Source organism: Opitutia bacterium ISCC 52 (assembly GCA_014529675.2).
Lineage (GTDB): Bacteria > Verrucomicrobiota > Verrucomicrobiia > Opitutales > UBA2995 > UBA2995.
This window is the reverse complement of record CP076040.1, coordinates 3993496-4017586: the sequence shown is the minus strand read 5'-3', so window position 1 is coordinate 4017586 and position 24091 is coordinate 3993496. Positions and strand designations below refer to the sequence as shown.

Sequence of the window (24091 nt, the reverse complement as noted above, 5' to 3'; positions counted from 1 at the left end):
GTCCATCCTTACGTGATCCAATTCGCGGTGTAGCTCAGAGGTAACGATGCCTGTTAATACTGCAATGATCGCGAAGCCTGTGATCATCATGATAGATACCAAAATCTGGGACAACCTTGGGGATTTTTACTTCTGATTCGATTTGGCTGGACAGAAACCAACACGTGTTAGATTCTGGGTCGCTTCTGCTATGACACGGATTTTGCTAACGACTACATCATTCCAGGATACACCGGGAATCCATCATGAATTGCTTGCACAATCTGACTTTGAGATCGTGCGTGAGCGCGGTCCACTGACCGAGGAGCAAATGTTAGAGCTTGTTGGAGAAGTAGACGGGATGATTTGCGGTGACGATGCGATCACTGCGGCGGTCATCGATAAGGCCCTTCCGCGGCTTAAAATTATATCCAAGTATGGGATCGGATTGGACAAAATTGATGTAGATTACACCGACAAAGTTGGAATCCCGCTTACCTTTTGTCCGGGTGTAAACCACACCACCGTTGCTGAACATACATTTGGACTTCTGCTAGCCATTTTCCGTAACCTTGTTGAGGAAGTAAATCACACCCGTGCAGGCGAGTGGACTCGACTGACCGGAAATGAGATAATGGGCAAAACGATAGGGATTATCGGTCTGGGTCGGATTGGACGAGAAGTGGCGCTTCGAGCCAAAGCGTTTGGTATGCCTGTTATTGCTTATGATATTTACTGGCCCGAATCCTTTGCTGAAGAGCAGGGGATTGAACGCTGCGACAGTATTGCTGATGTTTTTGAGGCGGCCCATGTTCTCTCGCTGCATACCAATCTTACTGAAGAGACACACTCTATGGTTAACGAAGACAGCATTGCTTCGATGCAAGATGGAGTCGTGTTGCTCAATTGTGCTCGGGGTGAGCTCGTTGATTCCGAAGCGATGGCTAATGCATTAAATTCTGGAAAAGTTCGCGGCTATGGAACCGATGTGCTCGAAGTTGAGCCACCCCCGGAAGATCATGTTCTTTTATCGGCCAAAAATTGTATCGTTTCACCTCATATCGGATCCCGCACCCACGAGTCTGTTCAGCGGCAAGCGAGTATGGCTGTAAGAAACCTGCTGCACTTTTTTCAGGGAAACCCTCCCGAAGCTCAGGCAAACAAAGCTCCTTGGCCTGCTGATTGATATTCCGAACTTTCACTTAGAGATGAGCACCGAAGATTTTTATATTGTTCCAACTGCTACTCATAATGAGTTAGTGGAAAAAGCATACCAGCATCGTGGGTTTACGGTTGAAGAATCTGCTGCTGCTGCGCGCTTTTCCTCTTATGCTTCCTGGCATGGTATTCGTACGCACAATGCCCTCAAAGCCCTTCATTTGGATCACCTTTTTGGCTCTGAGGCGGATGGTTGTTTACCTGCTGCCAACATTGAAAAACTACCTTCAAGATTTGCCGCTTCTGAAGTCTGGAATGCGAATCGAAAGTTGGGGCAGGCAACTGCCTATGACGCACTTGATCGCTGTATCGAGCTGGCAGATGAGTATGGCATTGGACAGGTTAGCGTGGATAACGCCTTTCATTACCTGTGGGGTGGAGGCTATGTGATGGATGCTGCAAAGCGGGGTTACATTGCTTATACCAATTGCACCGCCGCGTTGGCGGAAGTCGTGCCCTTCATGGGAAAATTTCCTACTCTTGGAACCAATCCTCACAGTTGGGGATTTCCTACGACGGATTCAGTTGGCTTTCCGATTGTCATCGACTGGGCCACCTCCGTGGTTGCCATGGGGCGAGTGCAGCAGCTCAAGCGCGAAGGAGTTCCATTGCCACCCAATGCAGCGGTGGACAGAGACGGAAATGCTACAACGGATGCGAACGAAGCAGAAGCATTGTTGCCGTTTGGTGCTCACAAGGGGTATGGGCTCAGTTTAATCAACGAATTGGTGGGTGGTTTAATCGGAGGATCACTCCCGACGATTCGAAGTAAAAAATTATCGGATCCAGAGGAGAAAAGAACTCCATGCTTTTACTTTCAGGTCATTCATCTCGACGCGATCAGTGGGGGTGCATTCGCCAAAGGTCGCAACCAATCCGAAAACATCAAAGCTGTCATCGACGACATTCTTGGGCATGGTAATGAGAATTGTTTGTTGCCGGGCCAGATTGAAGCTGGAGCTGCTGCTCGATCGGAGAAGAATAACGGACTTTTATTTTCAACGGCAGAGCTGGATGCCTTTGATGAAATCGCAACTGAGTGTGGTGCCCCAATGTGGGATCGCTCCCAATTTCCAGCATCTAAATAACCTTTAACTGATTATAGAATTATGAGTATCGAAATAAAATCAGCAGAGTCCTGCAAATATGACATCGTATCCCTGGGCGAAATTATGCTTCGTCTTGATCCTGGCGAAGGTAGAATTCGTACTGCCCGTAGCTTTCAAGCCTGGGAAGGTGGCGGAGAATACAATGTCGCCCGTGGTGGTCGGAAATGCTTCGGCCTGCGTGCCGGAGTCGTAACTGCATTTGCAGATAACGAAGTGGGGCATTCGATCGAAGACTTTATTCTTCAAGGAGGTGTTGATACCTCTTGGGTTCAATGGGTCCCCTATGATGGACTCGGTCGCGAAGTTCGCAATGGATTGAATTTCACTGAGCGCGGATTCGGTATTCGTGGAGCCGTAGGTGTCCCAGATCGTGGACTTACTGCAGCCAGTCAAATCAAGCCCGGTGACATTGACTGGGAAAAACTATTTGGTGAAGAAGGTGTTCGTTGGTTCCACACCGGAGGAATTTATGCCGCTCTCTCAGCGACTACACCTGAGGTAGTTATTGAATCGGTTAAAGCAGCCAAGAAGCACGGAACCATTGTTTCTTACGATCTGAATTACCGTCCCTCTCTTTGGAAGAGCATTGGTGGTCACGAAAAAGCGCAGAGTGTGAATCGTGAGATTGCTCAGTATGTGGATGTGATGATTGGCAACGAAGAAGATTTCACTGCTTGTCTCGGCTTCGAAGTAGAAGGCGTGGATGAAAACATTTCCCATATCGAAATCGATAGCTTTAAAAAGATGATCGAGACGGCTGTCTCAGAGTTTCCTAATTTTCAGGCAACGGCTACAACCTTACGGGCTGTAAAAACCGCTACCGTTAATGACTGGGGCGCTATTTGTTGGCACGATGGTGAATTTTATGAGTCGAACTCCTACCCAGCCCTTGAAATCATGGATCGTGTGGGTGGTGGTGACAGTTTTGCTTCCGGGTTGATTTACGGTTTCCTGAGCACTGGAGATCCTGGCAAGGCTGTGAACTACGGCGCTGCGCATGGTGCTCTTGCCATGACGACTCCGGGGGATACCTCTATGGCTACGGTGGCTGAAGTAGAAAAGATTATGGGCGGCGGCGGAGCACGCGTAGTCAGATAATAAATACACACTATGAGTAATTACTTAAATTCTCTTTTTGGATTGGACGGCAAAGTGGCCGTTGTGATTGGCGGAACCGGCGAACTTTGCGGAGCCATGGCTGAAGGACTTGCCCAGGCAGGTGCAGAAGTTGTCCTGGTGGGACGTAGCCAGGAAAAAGCTGACGCACGTTTGGCACTTATTGCTGAAGCGGGTGGCAAAGGCTACTTTGTAGCTGGCGACTTGTCTTCTAAAGCAGGCATCAAAGCCATTCTCGATGCTGTTTTGGAGAAATCCGGGAAGGTTGACATTCTTGTCAACGGAGCTGGAACCAACGCAGCGACACCGTTTTTGGAAGTTCCTGAAGATGAATTCGACTGGATCTTTGATGTGAACATGAAGGCTGTCTTTCTTACCAATCAAGTGTTTGGAGAATACTTGGTCGAGCGAGATGAAGGAGGCAGCGTGATCAATGTTGGGTCCATGTCTGGATTAATTCCGCTTTCGCGTGTTTTCACCTATTCTGCAACCAAGGCTGCGGTTCATAACTTGTCGAAAAACCTAGCTCGTGAGTGGGCACCCAAAAACATTCGAGTTAATACGTTGGTACCTGGGTTCTTCCCGGCCGAACAAAACCGGAAGATCCTTTCTCCGGACCGTGTTGAAGCGATCATGGGACACACTCCGATGAATCGCTTTGGCAATTCCGATGAGTTGGTAGGCGTCACTCTGCTGTTAGCTTCTGACAAGGCTGGTTCTTTCATTACCGGCACTGAGATGGTTGTAGATGGTGGCTATGCCGCCATGACCATTTAAATTCAAAATTCCATATACAATGAGTTTCATAAACGACGACTTTCTTCTTCAAAACGAATCCGCTCGAACACTCTACAACGAGTATGCGAATGATGAGCCCATCTGCGATTATCATTGCCACTTGCCCCCGGAGGACGTGGCCAACAATCGTCGATTTTCGAATCTCTTTGAGATTTGGTTGGAAGGGGATCACTACAAGTGGCGTGCCATGCGTAGCAACGGCGTTTCAGAACCTTACTGTACGGGTGAAGCCGATCCCTATGAAAAGTATCTCGCTTGGTGCCGCACGGTTCCGAACACGCTTCGTAATCCTTTGTATCATTGGAGCCATCTGGAGCTTAAGCGCTACTTCGACATTGATCTGTTGATAAATGAAGATACCGCCAAAGAGATCTGGGATGAAGCGAATGCGAAACTCAAATCAGACGATTTGAGTGCTCACGGAATTCTGAAGAACTTCGACGTTAAAGTGGTCGGAACTACCGATGACCCAACGGATTCGCTTGAACATCATAAAGCGATTGGGGAATTGGGTATTGATACCTCAGTGGTGCCCACCTTCCGTCCGGACAAGGGGCTAAGCGTGGATGACCCCGAAAACTGGAATGCTTGGGTGGATGCATTGGCATCAGTTGCTGGCGGTTCCTTAGATTCCTTGGAAGATTTCCTCGCTGCTTTGAAGTCACGTCATGATTTCTTTGCCGAAATGGGTGGGCGCCTTTCTGACCATGGATTGGAACGTTGTTTTTTTGCTGAAACCACCACGGAAGAAGTGAGCGGTATATATGCAAACGCTCGTGGAGGAAACGCTGCCGCCACTTCCGAGAAAGAAGCCTTTGCTTTTTATGTGATGCGAGAGGTAGGGCGTTGGAATGCAGAGAAAGGATTTACGATGCAATTCCATGTGGGAGCGATGCGTAGTAATAATACTCGTCTTCTCAATCAAGTAGGCCCTGACACGGGTTTTGATTCTACCGGAGATTATTCGCAGGCAACTACTATGAGTCGCTTTCTTGATAGTCTGGATCAGACCAATGAGTGTCCTAAGGTTATCATCTACAATCTCAACAATGCCGATAATTACGTCATGGCATCCATGCTGGGGAATTTTATGGATGGCTCAACGGCTGGGAAGATTCAGCTAGGCTCCGGCTGGTGGCACCTTGACCAGAAGGAAGGTATGGTCGATCAAATGAATGCTCTTTCCGCGATGGGCTTGATTTCTCATTTTGTTGGCATGTTGACTGATTCAAGATCGTTTCTTTCGTATCCGCGCCACGAATACTTTCGTAGGATTTTGTGTAACATTTTTGGCGAAGATATGGAGAACGGGGAAATTCCCAAGGACTTCAACTTAGTCGGACCCATGGTTCGAAATATCTGTTACGGAAACGCTGCCCGTTTCTTTGGATTCGAGTAAGCGTTACATTCTCGGGGGCTTATTTCCATGTCGCCAGAATAATGGCGACCACTAATAAGCTGGAACCTGCCAGGCGGCGGGAAAAGACCGCTTTCCCTAGATGGCGCTCGATGTTGCTGAACCAGTGTCCAATAACCCAAACTAACAAAATGCTCCAGAAAGCCCGCGAACTATATAGCACATTCACACGTGTCGCGTCACCGTAGGTGGTAAGCACGTAAACAAACGCCATCGCTTGACCGGCCTGAAGCACGCCGCCTCCCAACAGCCAATACCAGGTATTCATGTCTATTCCCTGCTCCGAGGGTTTCCATTTGGGAATCAGTAGAAGTGACCAAAGGAAGGTAAATAAAAAGGTTCTGGAGACAGTCTGAGCATAGCCTGCATCAGAACCAAATTTTTGCATAGCCACATCGAAGGCACCGTAACTCAAGGCGCTGACAAGTCCAAGTATGATGGATGGGAGTAAGCGTTTACGTTCGTTATGGGTATTACCGCGCATGAGAAATATTCCCAAAACTGCAAGTAATGCACCGGTCCACACTAAAATGCCAATTTCATCATCGAGAAAAACGATTGCCAGCACTCCGACAAATACGATTTTGGTGCCCAAAATGGGGGTTACCAGGGATACATCTCCTTTTTGGATGGCCAGCACATTCAACAATTGCCCCAGAAAAAATGCGAAGCTCATGAGCAAAGGGATAATCAATGATCGAAGATCCCCCGGAGGGTCAGCGACGAACCAGCAAGGCAGTGACACCAGTGCGAGAAGGCCATTCCATACAACGGTGGTTTTCCAAGGATCTACGCCGGCTATGCTGGAGCGTTTCACGCACAAAGCTGCCAAGGTATATACAAATGAGCTGCCAAGAACTATCCACAGGTAGAATTCCATTGGATTCGGGAGTTTGGCTGTCGAAATCTAAAGTGAAAGCTATTTCAGCTCAGATTGAGAATACTCACTTCTGGTCGGCAGTTGAAACAGAGTCCTTGCAGGTTTCCCACGCCTCGTGTGATATGGATATGACGATCATTCCTACTTAGGATACCTTCTGGGAAACTCGAGTCCCTTACCGGTAAGAAAGGGCGCCATCCAAGTAGAGGAACAACCAACTGGCCGCCGTGGGTATGCCCGCAGCATATAAGGTCGCAATCATAGGACTGGAGTAACTCCTTGGTGTCCGGATTGTGGGAAAGGACGATGCTGGGTCCTGTAGTCAGCTGTAATTCCGTAACCGTAGCAGGGTTAAACTCCCGGGACCAGATGTCTCCTAGTCCCACTAAGTTTAGAGACTGATTTTTAATAGTAATCTGAGATGTTTCGTTTCTTAGCAAACGGATATTGGCCGAATCTAGTAGTCGTTCGAGTTGTGAAAGATTTTCGTAACCGGAAGCTCGGGCTGCCCAGCTCCCTCCGTCGTGATTTCCTGCGCAGGCGAAAGTGGGCACGGTGTCGGTGAGTGTTCGCAGGCAAGCTGCATAGAGTTCCGTATCATCCCAAGTCGTAGTAAAAAAGTCTTCGGTTATCACAGCCAGGTCAGGTTGTTCTCCGAGTCCTAGCTTTATCGCCTTTGAAATGGCCTCAAGGTCTTCTTCTGAAGTGACATGAAAGTCAGACAAATGAAGTAGCCTGAGGGGTTGCTCCAGCTTCCGAATCTTAAGATCCTTTTTAGTGAGCTCTTGCCAGTGCGGCTCGAACCAGCGCATGTAGGAAACTACGAGTACCCCAAGAACGGGTACGCCCAGAACTAATCTCACAAATTGTTTTCGACTCAGTCTCACCCGTCCTTACGAACGACGTAATTGGTCAAAGTTCCGATGGTCTCAATGGTAATATTGATTTCGTCCTTGGGCTGGAGGGTAAAATCGTGATCGGGAACGATCCCTGTGCCGGTCATTAGAAAAGCGCCTTTGGGAAACTCGAGTTCACGAACGAGGTAGTCCCGTAGTTCTTCCAAGGTGCGTTTCATGTCGCTCAGTTTGCACTGACCGAAATAGGCCACCATACTGTTACGTTTGATGATCATGCGGATTTCGGTGGTGGGCTTGAGGGGTTCGGGAGTTACTACGATGCAGGGCCCCAGCGAGGCACATTGTTCGAAGGTTTTGGCTTGAGGAAGGTAAAGAGGGTTTTCCCCCTCAATGCTTCGTGAACTCATATCATTGCCGATCGTATAGCCAAAGATGTCGCCTTCTGCTGAAATCGCCAGAGTCAGTTCGGGCTCCGGCACATCCCAAGTGGAATCTGCACGAATACGGACCTTGCCTCCGGGGCCGGAAACTCGATTGGGTGTCGACTTAAAGAAAATCTCCGGACGCTCAGCTGCGTAGACACGCGTGTAAAAATTGCCGCCACCTGCAGCTGCAGATTCCGCCTCGCGTGCCATTCGACTCGAGTAATAGGTCACACCAGATGCCCATACTTCCTGAGCTCCAATCGGAGCCAAAGCCTCATCAAGATCGGCCTCACGCTCGGTTAAGGTCGCATCCGACAACACGCTATAAATATTCTCTGCTTCAAACAATGCGTCCCATTCGGAATCGAGGTAGCCACTGAGGTCCTCTCGCACTACGTAGATACCTTGAGGAAGTTTGTAGAGTTTAATTGGGCTCATGATCCCCGTTTATTGAACGAATCTTCAAATAATCGCAAACCTAGATTGCCGGTCTGCTGGGCCAATTTTTGCCCCGGATGCTTCAATCAAATGCCATCCACGCGCTGAAGCTGTTGCCTGCAGGCCTTTGAACTCTGTGGTCCACCTTTTCCGGATGATTTGGAGAAACACTTGGTCGTCCTCAAAAATGGCTCTGTTTTGCCAGTTTACTCTGACAAAACGGTGATGGAGTAAATCGGACGCTTGTTTCGCTCGTGTACCATATCTTTGATTGATTCGGCTGAGATTGTGACCGTATCGATTCAACAGATATCGAACATACTGCCTTTTTCCAGGAGCTTCCGGGGGAAGTTGTCTTGTGAAACTGACCCAGTCCATCTCGCGTTCGAGTCGTGATTGTGTCAGATTCCAGGCCGGAATCTGACCCTCAAGAGACAGGGATACCTGGCCCCTTACCGCATTACTTTGGCAATGTTGCCTGAGGGCAGAGCGGCATTGGGTTCGAAATTGGGGACCCCAGAGATCCTCGAAACCGAGTTGCTTGTTACCTCCCTCGAGTGAAACCCAGCGGAAAAACTGGAGAGATTCCATCGGCGGTCCTTCTTTTGAACCATAGGCGACCTTTGCACTGAGCGGAGCTACAGTGACCAGATAGGAGATGGTTCTGAGAAAAGTGCGACGATGCATACTAAATCTTAGGAGGCAGTTTGATGGCCCTTGGTTCCAAACTCCAGCACTTCTTTTACGCAGGCGCCACTCGTGGCATGGGCACGGGCTCCTTGCCCAGTTCGGCGTCGAGTAGCTTTCGGGTTAGTCGGGCTTTCAAGTCAGCTGCGTTTGGATCGTTCCAGAGATTGTTGAGCTCCGAGGGATCCTCTTGCAGGTCGAAGAGTTCGCCGTACTCATGTTTCCAATACACAGTCAGCTTATAGCGTTGGTTAATATAAGTTTTAACATGAATGGTGCTTGGCTGATGCCGGTTTTCAACCAGAACATGGTCTCTAGCATCCGTTTCTCCCTTCCAGGTGGAAAGTTGATTCACACCTGTCATACTCCTCGGTATTTCGATCCCGCAGGCCTGCAAAATGCTTGGTGCCATATCTACGAGGCTTTGTAGTGACTGACTTTCTGCTCCTTCAGGAATATGGTTGGGCCAACTGGCGATAAACGGAACCCTAACCAGATCTTCGTAGTGAAAGGGGCCCTTAGCATTTAATCCATGATGGCCGTAAAAGTGACCGTGGTCTGATGTGAATAGGATTAATGTGTTTTCGGTTAATCCCAATTCATCCAGTTTGTCCAGGATCTGGCCGATGTATTTATCCATACAACTGATCATGCCGTAATAGATGGCAATGTCCTTGGCCAAAGATTCACGGTCTTGTAAATGCGAACTGCACCCATGCATTTCGGCGCCTTCCGGGTCAGCCCAATCCGAGAAGTCAGGGTTTTCTTCCTGGGTTTTTCTGAAGTGTTCGGGATTCTTATCGTGTTCACCGGGGGTAACTTGAGGTACAGTAACGTCTGCCGGATCGTACATCGTATCCCAGGGTTCTGGGATCAGGTAAGGGGGGTGGGGATCGAAGAAACTAGACCAGAGGAAGAAAGGCTCCTCTGCCTTTGCATACTCTTCTAGAAGGGCGTTTGAACGCTCTGCGATCCAAATATTGTAGTGGTACTCCTCTGGGATGGTCCATGTATGCTCCTGTGGTGAAGTGCGATTGTCCGGGTCATTGAAATCAAAGTAAGGCATCCCATCTTTGCCGCCCCATTCGTTTTGGTAGTGTTTCTTCCAGTCCTTCAATCCCTTTTCCTCCATCCAGAGGGCGTAGTGTTGTCCTGCGTGGCATTCGTCAGCGTGGTTGCGAGCGAGTTCAACATGATCGAATCCATAGAAGGGCCCATCGTCCTCTTTCCAGTATTCAAGGTCACGAAGCAAGGGGTAGGACTCCTTGGAGGGATATTCTTCTGTCGATACTAGCTGTTGGAAGTGAGCTTTGCCAACGAGAGCTGTTTTGTATCCGTTCTTCGAGTAAACCTCGCCCACGGTGGTATGGTGTTCCGGAAGTTTGGTGCCGAGCGAATAGGCTCCGTGTTGACTTGGGTACATCCCCGTAATCATGGAGGACCGAGTAGGTGTGCAAGTCGGATTAGGACAGTAGGCTCTGTTGAAAAGAGTTCCGTGCTTAGCGAGTCGGTCAAGATTCGGGGTTTTTACTTCAGGGTTCTGTAGGCCGATCGTAAACCAGTGTTGTTGATCGGATGTGATCCATAGAACATTTGGGCGTTTCGTTTCGCTCATGGGTCAGCAGCATGAAAAAGCAACTGGGTAGGTCAATTCCGGAAGCGAGTACCCTTATGGTTCGCTGGCCTGAGCTTTGGATTGGTTGGAACCTTAGCATCCCAACAATTGATACAGCCATTTCTTTACGCGACCGCCGTGGTTGATGTGGGGTCTTGAGGTGACATTAAAACTCCCTTTCTTTCTAATAACCTGAATGGACCTGGATTGCTTCCAAAACACAGTTCAGCTTCAGTTAATCAACTTAGAAGAGTCAGAACCCGTTAATAAATAGTAATTTCTGAGGCTTTGTAGGCTCATAAGCTGTAATGTCAGAATGCACAGCTTTTGATTGAGTTATTATTCTCCCATGTCTCCCTATCAAAAATTCATTTCTTGGGTTTCTGGATCTTTTCCTCCCTCAATAGCCACTCCATTTCGACGTAGGTATCGCCGGATGTTTCACCACAAGCTCTGGTTGCTTGGTCAAGTGCGCTTCGGTAATCTCCGTCATTTTGAGCCTCTGGACGATGAGTTTGGTTGGGATACCGGGACTGTCATCGATCGCTATTACATGGAGGATTTTCTGGCTAAGTACTCCAAAGATGTTCAGGGAGAAGTGATGGAAGTGGGGCATGATATGCATATCGTGAAGTTCGGCGGTGATCAAGTTACCAAGTCCGATGTGCTGCACTATGTAGAGGGCAATCCTCAGGCAACGATCGTTGCTGATTTGTCAAACGCGAGCAACATTCCCTCGAATTCCTTCGATTGTATTATTATAGTCCAGACCTTGCAGATGATCTACGATGTCAGAGCAGCGGTTAAGTAATTGTACCGCATCCTTAAACCAGGAGGTGTTGTGTTAGCGACAACTCACGGAACCTCAAAAGTGGGACGTTTTCTTGGGGTAGATGATTGGGGGACTCTCTGGCATATGACGGCTCAATCTTCGCGAATGATGTTTGAGGAGCATTTTGGTTCAGATGCAGTCACGATACAACCATATGGAAATCTCATAGCCTGTGTTGCCTTTTTGCATGGCATGAATGTAGAGGATTTGACAAAAAAGGAAATCGATTATGTCGACCAACGATGCGAAGTAATTATTGGTATTCGGGCGACAAAACCTTTGAACCACGAATAGATACAGGAGGACATATCATGGCTAATACAGGAGACTCAATAAAAGCTAAGAACGCTGGTTGGTCATTTGGAGGTGACGTTTGCGATACCTTTGATGAACATGTTTCGAAGTCCGTTCCACTGTATGATGTTGGGCATGACCTTATATTGAAAGTCTCGGACTTCTTTATCAGCGATGATTCCATATGCTATGAGCTTGGATGCTCGACTGGTAAACTAACGCATGCTCTTGCGAAGCGTAATGAGCATCGGAAGGCTAAAATTATCGGGATAGACGTAGAGGAACCTATGGTCACTAAAGCGGAAACGCGCTGCGCAGACATGAAAAATGTCAAGTTCAAGACAGCCGATATCCTCGAGCTCGAACTAGAGAAATCCGATCTGATTATTTCCTACTATACCGTTCAGTTTATGAAGCCCAAGAATCGGCAGCTCATATTTGACCGAATATACGAATCCCTGAATTGGGGAGGCGCTTTGTTGCTCTTTGAAAAGGTCCGTGGGCCAGACGCACGTTTTCAGGATATGATGACGAATATTTATACGGACTATAAAATTGATCAGGGGTATTCCTCCGATGAAATTGTAGGTAAGACCCGTAGCTTAAAAGGAGTTCTTGAACCCTTTTCGACCCAAGGAAATATCGATCTGATGAAACGTGCAGGGTTTGAGGATATTATGACGGTGATGAAGTACGTTTCCTTCGAAGGCTTTCTGGCTATCAAGTAGGGGTTAAGGAAGTTCGCGAATCCGCATATTGCGAAATTGAATCGGTGAGCCTTCGCTCTCCAGGCAGATGTAGCCAGTGGATGGATCACAGTCTGATCCAACTGAGACTTCTTCGCCATTTACCCAGAGGCGAACCACTCCGTTTTCAGCCCGAACGGTGTAGTGGTTCCATTCTCCATGACCCTTGCTTAGGTGCTTACTTGGAAAACTGCGACCGGGTGTTTCGCGGCCTACGATTTCAAATTCACCATGGCCGAAATCTTTTGTTACACGCTTTTGGTTGGGTATGGTTGAAATGGGAGGGAAGGGCGTCATCTTCGCACGAACTGGAAATACATCACCGTGGGTTGTGAACCAATCGGTCGGTTCACCACGCGCTTTCGCCTGTTCGGTGAAGCCATGATCGAGCATCTGGATTTCGATTCCGTCCGGTAAAGGTGGGCCCGGGTTGTCAGGGCTTAACAATCGATTGATGGAGCCTTCACTGGCCCAAATGAATAAACCTGAATTTCCTCCTGCTTCTTTGTGCATCCATTCCACTTCCAGCTCGAAATTAGTAAGCATCCTCTCCGTGCGAATAACGCCGATAGGTTGTACGGTACAATGGAGAAAACCATTTTCCCAGGCCCAAGTATCCTCTCCAGTGTTTACATAAGAAAAATCTTTCTCAGTGAGGGGATGCCAGTCGGATTGTGAACTGTTTTTGCAGCTAGATAATCCCAGGCAGGCAAAGACGATTAGACTATATCTTATAAACCTCATTCAGCCAATCATCCCTAATTATTGATGGATCGACCACGAAATTTATCCATCAACTTCAGAATGCCTTCCCGCATCTCGAAAAACTCTGTGCGAACGCGTTGAATAATTTCCTGTGCAAGTAGAACCTGCTCTTCCGCTATTTCTAACAAGGCTTGTGCTTTATGTAAGTGGCTCAGTGCTCGTTTTAGGCTGGCAATTGTGAAGGCTGGAGAGCTGGCACCTCGACCATAGGCGAGACTGTTCAGGGCACCGGCCATCTTTACGGCGGTCATTTGATATTCAAATTTCAGGTTGGCCACCTCTTCGTTTTGTTTCTTCTTTTCTGGGTCTTTTATATCTCGATCCAGCGCAATCGCTTGTTGGTAGCATTGGTGTTGGAGTGGATGTCGAATATCGCCGCTGTCTGTTCGGATCCAATCGATACCCTCGGTCGATGGATCCGGTATTAGCTCTTCGGCTTCCATGAAAGCTTGAGCTTCTTCCCAGTCAACTGACTCCTCATCTTCGTCGTCCTTTTCCTCCCAACCCATTTCGCGGCCGATGATCTCTTGGCTGTCGTCCTTATCCCCAAACTTTTCAATCAATTCCATGTATTTGTCGGTCAATGCGTCCGATTCCTTGAGAAAGCGCTCATAGTCGTGTTCGTCCCAGTCCTCCTTCTCGTAGTCGACTTTTTCTTTGGCCTGTTCCAGAGCCTCCTCCATCTTCCCCATGAATCCTGAGAAGCCTTCCATGGCGTCTTTTGCACGCTGACGATCTTCCTCGTCGGTCAACTGCCACTCAGGTGCGGATAGGTTGAGTTTATAATCTACGGATTCGATGACCACCCTGCCATTGCCCAAACTGAACCATTCAAGATACAGTGAATTGCTCATATGCTCCGGAGGCTTTTTACCTTCTTTGAGCATTTTGTAAGCCTCTTCGACAGGTATGTCGAATACGCGGACTTTTCGAGAGGCTGTAAGATCGCCTATGCGACCTTCCTGAACCTGATAAAAATCGTTCGCCCCTGGCATGGGAGTAATCTCTCCCTGGTTCTTAAATGTGAGGAGGGTACCAGCCAAGTCCTTACAGGCATTGCCCGTGAGGTTTAATGCGATCGGAGCATCTCTGCCTTCGATCCAAATACGACCCATCACCTTTCCTTTTTCGCGATTATCGATTTCACCGCGAACGACGTGTGTATGTATACGCCATGCCATATGTTCGGTTTATCAAGCGGTGATTATTCGTCAAAAGATTTTCTTTATAAGCTGGATGAAGGGGGTTACTATCTGCTGTCCTCCGGCGGTTCTGAATTGACCCTTAGGTGTCCGTTTCCCAACTTCGGTGTATAGAATTATGAGTGACCGCGCCCAAAAACTTCGCGACTTCCAACCCGCCAAAGAATTCTTCGTCGGTATCGATTCCGATGGCTGCATTTTCGACAGCATGGAGATTAAGCATCAGGAGTGTTTTACTCCCATGTTTATCAAACACTGGAATCTGCAGGCAGGGAGTAAGTTTGCTCGCGAAGTGTGGGCGTTCGTAAACCTTTATTCCAAGACGCGGGGTGCCAATCGTTTTCCTGCGCTGGTGCGGGCGATCGAATTGCTTGGAGCTCGTCCACAAGTGCAAGCCCGTGGAATTGAGATGCCCAATTTGGATGCCTTGAATGAATGGATTGCTCGTGAGTCCAAGCTGGGCAATGCGACCCTCAATGCCGAGGTGGCCGGTGGCAATGAAGGGCTCGCTCCGGTAAAGGTTTGGTCCGATGCGGTCAACGAGCAGGTAGCGGACATTGTGCATGGAGTGCCTCCTTTTCCATTAGTTCGTGAGACACTGGCAAAGATCAACGAGCGGGCAGATGCGATGTGTATCAGTCAAACTCCTTGCGATGCACTCGAGCGTGAGTGGGGGGAGCATGGCATTAGTGGCTTCGTAGAAATGATTGCCGGACAGGAAATGGGTACGAAGACCCAGCATCTCGAGATGGCAGCAAAAGATAAATATCCTTCGGACAAGATTTTGATGATCGGTGATGCACCCGGAGATCAGAAGGCAGCAAAAGGAAACGACGCTTTATTCTACCCCATCAATCCCGGTGGAGAGGAAGCTTCCTGGGAACGTTTGCACGATGAGGCCTTGGATAAATTCTTTGCCGGTGAGTATGCTGGAGCATACGAGGATCAGTTGAATGAAGAGTTTCAGGCCTGCTTGCCTGAGAACCCGAGTTGGTAACGAGCAAGGTTCCAACTAACCGTCACGCTTTTTAGGTTTATCTTCTTCCTGTCGTGCTGGTAAACCGACGGATTTCCCGGCGATATTCGCTACTTTTACGAGGGGGTCGTTTTGGGCTATCACGGTTAGCATGGCTTCGATTTCTGGATCAGGAAGCAGGGGTTTGAGAGCTTCGATGCCTTGATAGCGAAAACGAGCGTTTTGATATCCATCTGCAATTTCAGTGCTGAGTGATTCGAGGACCCCTGTCCGAATTTCTTGAGTTACATGACCCTTCAGAGCTGAAAGAGCGGCCCCTTTTTCACCAGCGCTTTCCGCATTAAAAAATAGATTACTCATCGAGGCGACGGCTTCTTCGTCAAACATGCCGTATCTTTTCAACAATGCGGCTTGCTTGGCTCGTTCGCCAGCAGATCTTGTTTCATCTAAAAGGATGTTATAGGCATCCTCGATCTCGCGCTCCTGCGTACCGATGACATTCAGCGGATCGATGTTTAGCGCATACTCCGCCAGGTCATTCTGAAAAGTACTGAGCTCGGCAACTTCTTCCTGGATTTGTGGAATAGGTTCAATCTCTTGTGTTTTCCTTTCGACCGCCTTTTCCAGGGCTGCCAAACGGAGCTTAAGCTTTAGCAACTCGTCTCTGATTCCGTCGTCCTGTGTCGTTTCCGTTATTGCTGCTGGTTTGGGCGACTTCGAAATTACGATCGGGTCTTCATATTCCCGGTAAACAGTCAGCGCCAGAGCGGCTGCAGAAAAGATTAAGGCTATGAATAAGGCGATCCTCATAGGTCAGCTTCAATAAAACCGGCAATAGAAGAAAAAGAAAACACTTTTTCACAGGCAACTATGGGTATTATTCTCACTCGACATGATAGACCGAGTAACAATCGTTTAGCAGGTGGACGCGTTTCCTAAATTCCAGCCTTATGAGCCAGCCTTTCTTGAAGACCCTTATCCGACTTTCCTGCGGTTGCGAGCTGAGCGACCCGTTTTCTATGACGAAGATTGGCGGCTGACGTTTTTCACACGCCATAAAGATATCAAATCGATCTTCATGGATCGGCAACGATTCGGTCGCGACTACCGGCATCGGTTGAAGGATGACCAGGTGGATTCAACATTGGTGGAACGCATCTTCCCAAAAACTGCACCCAACTGGGTGAAATTTGTGCGAGAGGCGTTTATGGATCAGGAGCCACCTGTGCATACTCGATTAAGAGGATTAGTCTCCAAAGCATTTACTCGGCGAGAGTCGCATTCCTATGGGCCTGGTTTACTCTCCCTGGCCAATACGATCCTTGACCAAAAGCTGGATGGCGAGCCGTTCGACGCCATTAAGGATTTTGCATCCCCAATTCCTGTCAGTTTGATAGCGGATCTTATGGGCATTGAGGAGGATGTGCATGCTCGTTTGATAGAGTGGAGTTCTCTGATTGTAGTGCCCTATGACTTGAGTGCCTCAGCAGATGATCTGGCTAAGGCAGAGAAGGCTACTATTGATTTTGCTGAATTTTTAAGACAGCTCATCGAAAAGCGAAGAAGGAACCCGGGGGATGATTTGATTTCCTCTATGTTAGTGGTTGAGGAAGCCGGGGATACCTTGACCGAGGATGAAATCATTTCGACTGCCATCCTCACTCTCAATGCTGGGCATGAAGCCACTGTTCAAGCAATTGGTAATGCTTTGCTGGCGCTTGGAAAATATCCTGGTCAATACCGCTTTCTAGTCGAAAATGAGCAAGGCATACCCACCGCGGTGGAGGAGCTACTTCGCTATGATACACCGCTTCAGATGTTTGATCGGTGGATTCTAGAGGATTGTGAAGTGGGTGGGTGCTTGTTGAGGCAGGGACAAAAAGTCGGCTTGTTGGTGGGATCTGCCAATCACGATGAAGCAGCCTTTGCCGGGGACACGGAGTCAATCGATCTAACACGTGATAGCAGCAGCCACATTGCATTTGGGGTGGGCTTGCATCACTGTATAGGTTCCCATTTGGCGCGTATCGAATTGGCAGCCGCGATCACAGCTCTCGTTTCAAAAGTCCAGTCTCTAGAAATAGCGGGCTCCTTGCCGCCAAGAAAACCGAGTTTGGTCTTCCGTGGGTTGTCGTCGTTGCCGCTAAGTTTGACGCCGCGGTAACTGTTCTAGTCAATCATCCGATCTTGCTCGTCGGAGATACTCAGTTCTAAATTCCTCCATCGAATACTTCAAAGTCGATGTCGGCGACAAACATGTCATTTTTTAGCTTTTGAGTCAGCTCTTCAATTCTTCCCTGCTCATACAAGGGTTTGGCCATTCTAAGACGGTTTCTCGAATCCTTCATGTAAGTCACCCGCTTTTCAGATCCAAAGCCGTATAATTTGCTCTTGGTCATTGAACCACGGTGAAACAAGCGTGAGTAGAGCACCTGTTGAAGGTTCGCAACGGAGTAGTTGGAAAGAATACGCCAGATCATGTCTGTATCCGCTGACAAACACGCCCTGCCGTCAAACCCCCCAAGTTCATTCAAAACGTTTGCTCGAAACATGAGCGACCCATTCATGGCCAGTTTGGTCTTAACTGTTTCATCCAGGCAGACACCAAAGCAGATGCCTTTGGGTAGCAGTTCTGTATAAAGGTTTTTTCGATGGAAGTAGTTATCCTCCGGGTTAAATTCCGCAACTTCGTCGCAGACTATAGTCGGGCTTTCGCTTTCATTTCGATAGAATTCGTCGATCCCAGTGCCACACGCTGCGATTTCTGGATTGTTCCTCATGAACTCGATTTGTTCCTCTAATCTGGGCTTCCAGCTAAAATCATCTGCATCCTGATGGGCAAAGAACTCACTTCGACAAAAGTGCTTTAAGACCAGGTTTTTTGCCGAGTAGGTGCCCGCATTTTTTGCCATGCGTACAACATGCATGCGCTTATCTTCAGGAAGAATGGATTGCAGTACCTCAAAAGTATTATCTGTGCTGCCATCTTCGACGACACGCTTACGCTTCTACCTCAACTGTATTTTCTTTATGAGGCTTTTAGGGCCAAGGTGGACCTTCCCACGATTTTTAAGATGGCCATCAACTTTCTCATCGACTGGGCAGTGGTTAGCATTCCGGTCTTCGGAGATGTTTTCGATGTGGCATTTAAAAGTAATCTGCGGAATGCAAAACTCCTTGCAGAAGCGATTCGAAAGAAACAGGCGATCAACATTTCCAGTGAGTGAGGATTCTAAGCGCTGACCATAATTTGTTGCCGAGCATATCTATTTTAGATCACGCTCTAGGAATGCCTAAGAACTCAATCTTTATTTCTCTGCTCTGTATGGCTGTCACACTTATATCTGCACCTTCTTTGTCACCTGCCTCGCTTTCAGTCGCTCCTGTCTTCAGCGATCACATGGTCCTGCAGCGGGGAATGGAGCTCCCCATCTGGGGATCGGCGGATCCTGGTTCTGAGATTCATCTTCGTTTTGGTAATCAAAAGCGAACATCCAAGGCTAATTCCGATGGCCAGTGGCGTGTAAATCTAAATGCCATGAAAGCTTCTTCGAAACCGCGGGTGATGACCGTGTCGAGCGAGTCTGAGAAGGTGAGCATACGGGATGTGCTGGTAGGCGAGGTTTGGCTTTGCGCCGGGCAATCGAATATGCAGTTCACCCTCTCAAAATCTACAAACGGAGAGGCCGAAGTCGCTGCTGCCAATCATCCTTTAGTGCGATTAAACACCGCGAAAGGCTGGAACCCTACTTCACCGGATAGTGTACCCAGATTCTCCGCTGTGGCCTACTTTTTTGGTCGAAAGCTTCACAAAGAGACGGGTGTTCCTGTTGGTTTGATTGCTCGGGCCTTAGGAGGTACTCCTGTTGAGTGGTGGACTCCCTTGGACAAACTCGAGCGAGTTCCGTTCGCCAAAGCAGCCATTGAGCATCCTTCCCCAAAATGGGTTGCCTATGACCAAACGGTAGCTGAATGGAAGAAAGTCGTAGATGCTGAAGGACGCAAGCTTGCTGGCAAAAAGCCAGAAGCCCCAGGATCCGGCGAAGAGCAAGTGCTTGCCAGCATTTATGCTGTGGGAATGCCTGGCAGCTTATACGCTCAACATTTCGAATCGATGGCCGGATTTGGCATACGTGGCGCGATTTGGTATCAAGGTGAACGCAATTCGAAGGCAGGAGTCGAGGCTTCCAAAGCCTACCGTCCTTTACTGGCCAATATGATCACCAGTTGGCGTGAGGAATGGGGACAGGGAGAGTTTCCCTTTATTGCCGTTCAGTTGCCGGTCTTTTCGAAAGGTGGTCCGGGTTGGGCCGTGATCCAGGAATCTCAGGCTGCAGCTGTAAGTGATGTACCCAATGCTGGATACATCGACATCCGTGATCAGCCGGGCGACGGATTGCACCCCAAGAACAAAAAGCCCATCGGTGAACGTTTGGCCGAAAGAGCTTTAGCTGAGTACATAAAGTAGAAACGGATTTTTACTCTCCGTCTTGAGGGTTGAGGCATAGGCGATTTGTAAGGTTTTACCCTTCAAGTTACACTGAGTGGACTATGAACACTCTTCTTACTTGGAAACACGTGCTAAACTTTGCGCAGGATGGTAATCCTGAGCCTGATCGTTTTGTTGAGAAAACGGATGAAGAATGGCGTGAACAATTGAGCCCGGAACAATTTCAGATAACTCGGCTGAAGGGCACCGAGAGAGCGTTTAGTTCGGAGATGTGTGAATTGTTCGAACCGGGTAACTACTCCTGTGTGTGTTGTGATACACCCTTGTTTGATTCCTCCGGGAAGTTCGATAGCGGAACAGGGTGGCCGTCCTTTTCTCAGCCGGTAAAAGAGAATGCGATCGCCTATCATGCGGATCATTCGCACGGAATGACGCGGGTTGAGGTCACCTGCAATACTTGCGACTCTCACTTGGGGCATGTCTTTCCCGATGGTCCTGAACCCAGCGGCCTACGCTATTGTATCAACGCGTTATCGATGACCAAAGTCGCGAGCGACTCAACGGGTGCTGATCACGAGTGAGCAGTACGACTTCATCCTTATGAAGATCTAAGCCGCTATCATTCTAGCTGGTCTACCGTTCACCCATCCATTTTATAGTTCTATGAGTATATCTTTCGACAACACGTACGCTAAGCTACCTGAACGATTCTATGCCAATCAGGTTCCTGCTCAAGTGCCCGAGCCTGAGTTAATTCTAATCAACCGAGCGCTTGCCTCCCAACTGTCGATAGACGCTGATTATTTGGAATCGTCAGAGGGGATTTCAGTACTGGCAGGGAACTCAGTTCCTGAAGGTGCCCAACCGATTTCACAGGCTTACGCAGGTCATCAGTTCGGTGGGTTTGTTCCCCAGCTTGGGGATGGTCGTGCGATTCTCTTGGGTGAGGTGATGGGCACGAATGGGAAACGTTACGACCTCCAACTCAAGGGATCGGGACGCACACCTTTCTCGCGCGGTGGCGATGGAAAGTCGGCATTGGGGCCAGTCATCCGCGAATATATCTTGAGTGAAGCGATGGCAGCTCTGGGAGTGCCAACCACACGAGCGCTTGCCGCTGTTACAAGCGGAGAAACAGTTATGCGAGAGGAGGGCGCCATGGCCGGAGGTATATTTTCGCGTGTCGCGGCCAGTCACATTCGCGTAGGGACTTTCCAGTATTACCATAGCCGTAACGATGTGGATGCGCTTAAGTTGCTGGCTGAGCATGTGATTGCGCGTCACTACCCAGCCGCCCAAGAGGCTGACAACCCATATTTGGCTTTGCTCGATTCTGTGGTATCAGCCCAGGCCAGTCTGATCGCTCATTGGATGTCGTTGGGTTTTATTCATGGGGTAATGAATACAGACAACATGACCGTGTCAGGTGAGACCATCGACTATGGCCCCTGTGCCTTTATGGAAGCCTTTCATCCACAGTGTGTATTTAGCTCCATTGATCAGGGCGCCCGCTACGCCTGGGGGAACCAACCTGAAATTGGGTTATGGAATCTTACCCGACTAGCGGAGACGTTGTTACCTCTTGTGTCTGAAGACTCTGATAAAGCGATTGAGCAAGCAGAAGCTGTTCTCTCGAGCTATGCCGAGCGATTCGGAAATGCCTATTCCAAGCGATTACGGGCGAAGCTGGGATTGTCTCCTGATGCCCCGTTTGAAGTCATCACCGAATGCCTGAGTCTGCTCGCTGAACATAAAATAGATTTCACTTTGTTTTTCCAGAAACTTACCCAAGTCGCAAATGGTGAAGACCAGGCCATTCTGACAGGTATGTTCGCTGATACGACGGCGTTGGATGAATGGCTGAAACAATGGAGGGCTGCTACCAATGACTCCCCCGATTTGGGTGCCATGCAATCTTCCAACCCTATTCTCATACCGCGCAACCATCGAGTTGAACAAGCGATTCAGTCAGCCTATCAAGGAGACTATGGGCCGTTTAAACGTCTGCTTGATGCACTCGCCACACCCTATGAGGAACAGCCCGAATACGCGGATCTAGAAAAGCAGCCGGAACCCGATGAAGTGGTTCATAGGACGTTCTGTGGAACTTAGGTAAAGTTCCTTCACTGTTTCTTGCGTTCGCTTGGAAGCCGGATTTGGCAGGTGACATGGACTTCATTGCTTGCGCGTTCGATTGATGTGCTCCACTATGGTTTATCGCTATGAATCGACGCTCCTTTATAGTTTCCTCAAGTGCAGCCTTACTTGCATCTTCTATCTCAGGTTATTCTGCGGATCCAAATTCAGAGATTAAGATCGGCCAAATTGGAACTCAGCATGGTCATGCATCGGGTAAGATGAAAGCCATTCGCAACCAGCCCGAAACCTACGAATTGGTAGGTGTGGTTGAACCGGATGTGGCTCGAAGGCGTGAACTGGCGAACGACAAGACTTACCTTGGCGTCAATTGGATGACTGAGGAGCAATTGCTAAACTTCCCGGGTTTACAAGTGGTAGCCGTTGAGACGGATGTACCTGACCTTGTTGCCACGGCTCATCGCTGCATCGATACAGGGGTAAATATTCACCTCGATAAACCGGGTGGAGATTCATTGCCGGAGTTTAAACACCTTCTTATGAAAGCCAAGGTGTCCGGACTCATAATTCAGATGGGCTACATGCTACGCTATAACCGCGCCTTTCAATTTATGTATAAGGCGGTTCGTGATGGTTGGCTCGGCAACATCATGGAGATCGATTGTATGATGGGCAAGCTGGCCAATGAGGGAATACGCCGAGACATCGGACGATTTTCCGGCGGCGGCATGTTCGAGCTGGGCGGCCACATGATTGATTCGATTGTTCATATGCTTGGGAAGCCTCAGTCGGTTACTGCTCACAACCGCGCAACTCAACCGGATGGGGTGGCCGATAATCAGTTGGCAGTTCTTACGTTCGGGAACACTATCGCCACGGTTCGCATCAATCACATGGATCCCTTTGGTTTTCCCCGTCGTCGGTTTCAGATCGCCGGTGATAAAGGTGTTATTGAAATTCAACAGCTGGAGTCCGGTAATCTAACCCTCTACCTCGATGAACCGAGAGGTCGTTACAAAAAGGGAGAGCAGCAAGTCGCCCTTGGAAAAGACGGTCGCTACGATGGCGAGTTTGAAGACCTGGCCAAAGTGATTCGTGGTGAGAAGTCCCTCGATTGGACCTATCAACATGACCTGATTACCCAGGAGGCCTTATTGCAGGCTTCGGGTATGTCCACAAGCTGAGTAAGAACCAGTAGCTAGCGCACAGTCGCCTCGTAAGCGGTCGGGAAATCTTCAGGCATAGCCTGCTTTACGTCTCCAGTTGCGGCCCATTCGACGCCGCGTTGAAGGGTCGTTATGAAACCGACATTCCTGACGGATGGCACGGTGGCATCATCCTTGGCACCCACATGTCCGAGGGTCGTTTGGAAAACGCGACCCTTGCCGTAGGATACGGTGAAGAGCATCGGTTCGTTGTAGGGTGATGCATTCTTAAGTTTCTGGTCGGCGTAGGCAGTAGCCAGGATGGTGAGGTTTTTGCCAGGGCCGCGCAGGTCGGAGTAAACCTCATCGTGGGATTGCAGCCACATTTCTGGGAGTCCTCTCATGATGGGGTGATCAGGAGTCCGGTTGGTAATGATAAAGTCGTGCTTGGGCGGGTGCTTGGTGCTACCGGGTTGATCGTCGTGAACGGCTCCACAACCATCCCAGTAAACGCGAGGGCCCCAATCTTCATTGCGGCTTTTTTGTTTATCCGCTTCGCCTTGATAGAGTGGGGGATCGTAGAGCGTCGGTCCTCCCCAGCCACCCAAGCCGATAATTTCATTATACTCAGGCCAGTAAGCAAAAGAGTTATTGGCTCCGTGAACCGTAACCACGCCGCCGCCGTTACGGACGTATTTCACAAAAGCTTTCTTGGTCTTCTCGGACCATTCGTCTCCATCATAGTTTAAGACGATTACATCGTAGTCACTGAACTTGGGTGAAAACTTGCTAAGGTTTTCTCCGCCAGCAGGGGATGTTACGACATCTACATCAAAGATGCCGGCGCTCTCCAAATGCTGATTAATAGCATCACCCAAGCCTTTCCAGGAGTGATACTTGTTGGATTGCCCATTCAGATGCATGACCTTGATTTTGTCGGCCGCCATAAGGCTTGTGGTAAATGAGAAGAGTAGGGTGAAAAAAGTAACGATTCTTAGCATTCTTTGAGGATGGTGGATCTCCACAATAGCTGGCAAATCGAAAT

Annotated in this window: 25 protein-coding genes; 15 read left to right on the top strand and 10 right to left on the bottom strand. The window is 48.9% G+C overall.

The genetic code is table 11. The features are described from left to right. Positions 1-190 precede the first annotated feature (190 nt). Genes GA003_17085 through uxaC form a run of 5 tightly spaced genes read left to right on the top strand, consistent with a single transcriptional unit; the run spans position 191 to position 5619 of the window. Positions 191-1165, top strand: a complete 975-nt coding sequence (locus GA003_17085; protein ID QXD27708.1) for a phosphoglycerate dehydrogenase — start codon at positions 191-193, stop codon at positions 1163-1165. Between the two features lie 22 nt (positions 1166-1187). Continuing rightward, positions 1188-2285, top strand: coding sequence for an Ldh family oxidoreductase (locus GA003_17080; protein QXD27707.1), 1098 nt, complete (start codon positions 1188-1190; stop codon positions 2283-2285). A 21-nt stretch (positions 2286-2306) separates the two neighbouring features. After that, positions 2307-3404: a sugar kinase gene (locus tag GA003_17075; GenBank protein ID QXD27706.1), complete on the top strand. Its 1098-nt coding sequence runs from the start codon at positions 2307-2309 to the stop codon at positions 3402-3404. A gap of 12 nt (positions 3405-3416) precedes the next feature. After that, on the top strand, positions 3417-4199 hold the full coding sequence (locus GA003_17070) for an SDR family oxidoreductase (GenBank protein ID QXD27705.1): 783 nt from the start codon (positions 3417-3419) through the stop codon (positions 4197-4199). A gap of 19 nt (positions 4200-4218) precedes the next feature. Beyond that, positions 4219-5619, top strand: coding sequence for a glucuronate isomerase (gene uxaC / locus GA003_17065; GenBank protein ID QXD27704.1), 1401 nt, complete (start codon positions 4219-4221; stop codon positions 5617-5619). A 19-nt stretch (positions 5620-5638) separates the two neighbouring features. Here the strand turns inward: uxaC and GA003_17060 are convergent, their stop codons facing one another. The 5 genes from GA003_17060 to GA003_17040 are packed head-to-tail and all read right to left on the bottom strand — an operon-like array spanning position 5639 to position 10539. After that, positions 5639-6517 carry a DMT family transporter gene (locus GA003_17060; GenBank protein QXD27703.1) on the bottom strand — a complete coding sequence of 293 codons (879 nt, stop codon included), beginning with the start codon at positions 6515-6517 and terminating at the stop codon, positions 5639-5641. A 44-nt stretch (positions 6518-6561) separates the two neighbouring features. After that, complete coding sequence (gene yaeI, locus GA003_17055; GenBank protein ID QXD27702.1) at positions 6562-7380, bottom strand: phosphodiesterase YaeI; 819 nt, start codon at positions 7378-7380, stop codon at positions 6562-6564. Positions 7381-7400: 20 nt separating this feature from the next. Then, complete coding sequence (locus GA003_17050; GenBank protein ID QXD27701.1) at positions 7401-8237, bottom strand: fumarylacetoacetate hydrolase family protein; 837 nt, start codon at positions 8235-8237, stop codon at positions 7401-7403. Positions 8238-8261: 24 nt separating this feature from the next. Then, positions 8262-8924, bottom strand: coding sequence for a hypothetical protein (locus tag GA003_17045; GenBank protein QXD27700.1), 663 nt, complete (start codon positions 8922-8924; stop codon positions 8262-8264). Between the two features lie 55 nt (positions 8925-8979). Beyond that, entirely contained in the window at positions 8980-10539 is a 1560-nt protein-coding gene (locus GA003_17040) for a sulfatase-like hydrolase/transferase (protein ID QXD27699.1), read from the bottom strand. A 436-nt stretch (positions 10540-10975) separates the two neighbouring features. On the opposite strand from GA003_17040, the gene GA003_17035 reads away from it, so the two are divergent. Genes GA003_17035 through GA003_17025 form a run of 3 tightly spaced genes read left to right on the top strand, consistent with a single transcriptional unit; the run spans position 10976 to position 12393 of the window. Further along, on the top strand, positions 10976-11350 hold the full coding sequence (locus GA003_17035; protein ID QXD27698.1) for a hypothetical protein: 375 nt from the start codon (positions 10976-10978) through the stop codon (positions 11348-11350). A 30-nt stretch (positions 11351-11380) separates the two neighbouring features. After that, on the top strand, positions 11381-11665 hold the full coding sequence (locus GA003_17030; GenBank protein QXD27697.1) for a hypothetical protein: 285 nt from the start codon (positions 11381-11383) through the stop codon (positions 11663-11665). Between the two features lie 17 nt (positions 11666-11682). Then, positions 11683-12393, top strand: a complete 711-nt coding sequence (locus GA003_17025; protein ID QXD27696.1) for a methyltransferase domain-containing protein — start codon at positions 11683-11685, stop codon at positions 12391-12393. 3 nt (positions 12394-12396) lie between these two features. Here the strand turns inward: GA003_17025 and GA003_17020 are convergent, their stop codons facing one another. Next, positions 12397-13155, bottom strand: a complete 759-nt coding sequence (locus GA003_17020) for a DUF1080 domain-containing protein (protein ID QXD27695.1) — start codon at positions 13153-13155, stop codon at positions 12397-12399. 14 nt (positions 13156-13169) lie between these two features. Beyond that, on the bottom strand, positions 13170-14357 hold the full coding sequence (locus GA003_17015; protein ID QXD27694.1) for a hypothetical protein: 1188 nt from the start codon (positions 14355-14357) through the stop codon (positions 13170-13172). A gap of 139 nt (positions 14358-14496) precedes the next feature. Between GA003_17015 and GA003_17010 the strand changes: the two genes are divergently transcribed. Further along, a complete protein-coding gene (locus GA003_17010; GenBank protein QXD27693.1) occupies positions 14497-15375 on the top strand; it encodes an HAD family hydrolase in 879 nt (292 codons plus the stop codon). Between the two features lie 15 nt (positions 15376-15390). Here GA003_17010 and GA003_17005 read toward each other — a convergent pair whose 3' ends face one another. Beyond that, positions 15391-16164, bottom strand: a complete 774-nt coding sequence (locus GA003_17005) for a hypothetical protein (protein QXD27692.1) — start codon at positions 16162-16164, stop codon at positions 15391-15393. A 112-nt stretch (positions 16165-16276) separates the two neighbouring features. On the opposite strand from GA003_17005, the gene GA003_17000 reads away from it, so the two are divergent. Continuing rightward, entirely contained in the window at positions 16277-17518 is a 1242-nt protein-coding gene (locus GA003_17000; protein QXD27691.1) for a cytochrome P450, read from the top strand. Positions 17519-17564: 46 nt separating this feature from the next. Here GA003_17000 and GA003_16995 read toward each other — a convergent pair whose 3' ends face one another. Then, positions 17565-18311: a glycosyltransferase gene (locus GA003_16995; protein QXD30469.1), complete on the bottom strand. Its 747-nt coding sequence runs from the start codon at positions 18309-18311 to the stop codon at positions 17565-17567. Here GA003_16995 and GA003_16990 point away from each other — a divergent pair. From GA003_16990 to GA003_16970, 5 genes are all read left to right on the top strand, one after another. Beyond that, positions 18276-18581 carry a DUF4112 domain-containing protein gene (locus tag GA003_16990; protein QXD27690.1) on the top strand — a complete coding sequence of 102 codons (306 nt, stop codon included), beginning with the start codon at positions 18276-18278 and terminating at the stop codon, positions 18579-18581. The two genes, GA003_16995 and GA003_16990, sit on opposite strands and share 36 nt — an antisense overlap. Positions 18582-18643: 62 nt before the next feature. Then, positions 18644-19822 (top strand): sialate O-acetylesterase, encoded by a 1179-nt coding sequence (locus GA003_16985; protein QXD27689.1) that lies wholly within the window; start codon positions 18644-18646, stop codon positions 19820-19822. 83 nt (positions 19823-19905) lie between these two features. Beyond that, the gene (gene msrB, locus GA003_16980) at positions 19906-20385 is read left to right on the top strand and encodes a peptide-methionine (R)-S-oxide reductase MsrB (protein ID QXD27688.1); all 480 of its coding nucleotides are present in this window, start codon (positions 19906-19908) and stop codon (positions 20383-20385) included. A gap of 82 nt (positions 20386-20467) precedes the next feature. Then, a complete protein-coding gene (locus GA003_16975) occupies positions 20468-21916 on the top strand; it encodes a YdiU family protein (GenBank protein QXD27687.1) in 1449 nt (482 codons plus the stop codon). 110 nt (positions 21917-22026) lie between these two features. Then, a complete protein-coding gene (locus tag GA003_16970) occupies positions 22027-23085 on the top strand; it encodes a Gfo/Idh/MocA family oxidoreductase (GenBank protein ID QXD27686.1) in 1059 nt (352 codons plus the stop codon). Between the two features lie 14 nt (positions 23086-23099). Here GA003_16970 and GA003_16965 read toward each other — a convergent pair whose 3' ends face one another. After that, complete coding sequence (locus tag GA003_16965) at positions 23100-24047, bottom strand: ThuA domain-containing protein (GenBank protein QXD27685.1); 948 nt, start codon at positions 24045-24047, stop codon at positions 23100-23102. Positions 24048-24091 lie beyond the last annotated feature (44 nt).

Coding starts and splice junctions, on each gene's coding strand:
- GA003_17085 (QXD27708.1), top strand. CDS start 191: ATGACACGGATTTTGCTAACGACTACATCATTCCAGGATACACCGGGA.
- GA003_17080 (QXD27707.1), top strand. CDS start 1,188: ATGAGCACCGAAGATTTTTATATTGTTCCAACTGCTACTCATAATGAG.
- GA003_17075 (QXD27706.1), top strand. CDS start 2,307: ATGAGTATCGAAATAAAATCAGCAGAGTCCTGCAAATATGACATCGTA.
- GA003_17070 (QXD27705.1), top strand. CDS start 3,417: ATGAGTAATTACTTAAATTCTCTTTTTGGATTGGACGGCAAAGTGGCC.
- uxaC (QXD27704.1), top strand. CDS start 4,219: ATGAGTTTCATAAACGACGACTTTCTTCTTCAAAACGAATCCGCTCGA.
- GA003_17060 (QXD27703.1), bottom strand. CDS start 6,517: ATGGAATTCTACCTGTGGATAGTTCTTGGCAGCTCATTTGTATATACC.
- GA003_17050 (QXD27701.1), bottom strand. CDS start 8,237: ATGAGCCCAATTAAACTCTACAAACTTCCTCAAGGTATCTACGTAGTG.
- GA003_17045 (QXD27700.1), bottom strand. CDS start 8,924: ATGCATCGTCGCACTTTTCTCAGAACCATCTCCTATCTGGTCACTGTA.
- GA003_17040 (QXD27699.1), bottom strand. CDS start 10,539: ATGAGCGAAACGAAACGCCCAAATGTTCTATGGATCACATCCGATCAA.
- GA003_17035 (QXD27698.1), top strand. CDS start 10,976: ATGTTTCACCACAAGCTCTGGTTGCTTGGTCAAGTGCGCTTCGGTAAT.
- GA003_17025 (QXD27696.1), top strand. CDS start 11,683: ATGGCTAATACAGGAGACTCAATAAAAGCTAAGAACGCTGGTTGGTCA.
- GA003_17020 (QXD27695.1), bottom strand. CDS start 13,155: ATGAGGTTTATAAGATATAGTCTAATCGTCTTTGCCTGCCTGGGATTA.
- GA003_17015 (QXD27694.1), bottom strand. CDS start 14,357: ATGGCATGGCGTATACATACACACGTCGTTCGCGGTGAAATCGATAAT.
- GA003_17010 (QXD27693.1), top strand. CDS start 14,497: ATGAGTGACCGCGCCCAAAAACTTCGCGACTTCCAACCCGCCAAAGAA.
- GA003_17005 (QXD27692.1), bottom strand. CDS start 16,164: ATGAGGATCGCCTTATTCATAGCCTTAATCTTTTCTGCAGCCGCTCTG.
- GA003_16990 (QXD27690.1), top strand. CDS start 18,276: ATGCATGCGCTTATCTTCAGGAAGAATGGATTGCAGTACCTCAAAAGT.
- GA003_16985 (QXD27689.1), top strand. CDS start 18,644: ATGCCTAAGAACTCAATCTTTATTTCTCTGCTCTGTATGGCTGTCACA.
- msrB (QXD27688.1), top strand. CDS start 19,906: ATGAACACTCTTCTTACTTGGAAACACGTGCTAAACTTTGCGCAGGAT.
- GA003_16975 (QXD27687.1), top strand. CDS start 20,468: ATGAGTATATCTTTCGACAACACGTACGCTAAGCTACCTGAACGATTC.
- GA003_16970 (QXD27686.1), top strand. CDS start 22,027: ATGAATCGACGCTCCTTTATAGTTTCCTCAAGTGCAGCCTTACTTGCA.
- GA003_16965 (QXD27685.1), bottom strand. CDS start 24,047: ATGCTAAGAATCGTTACTTTTTTCACCCTACTCTTCTCATTTACCACA.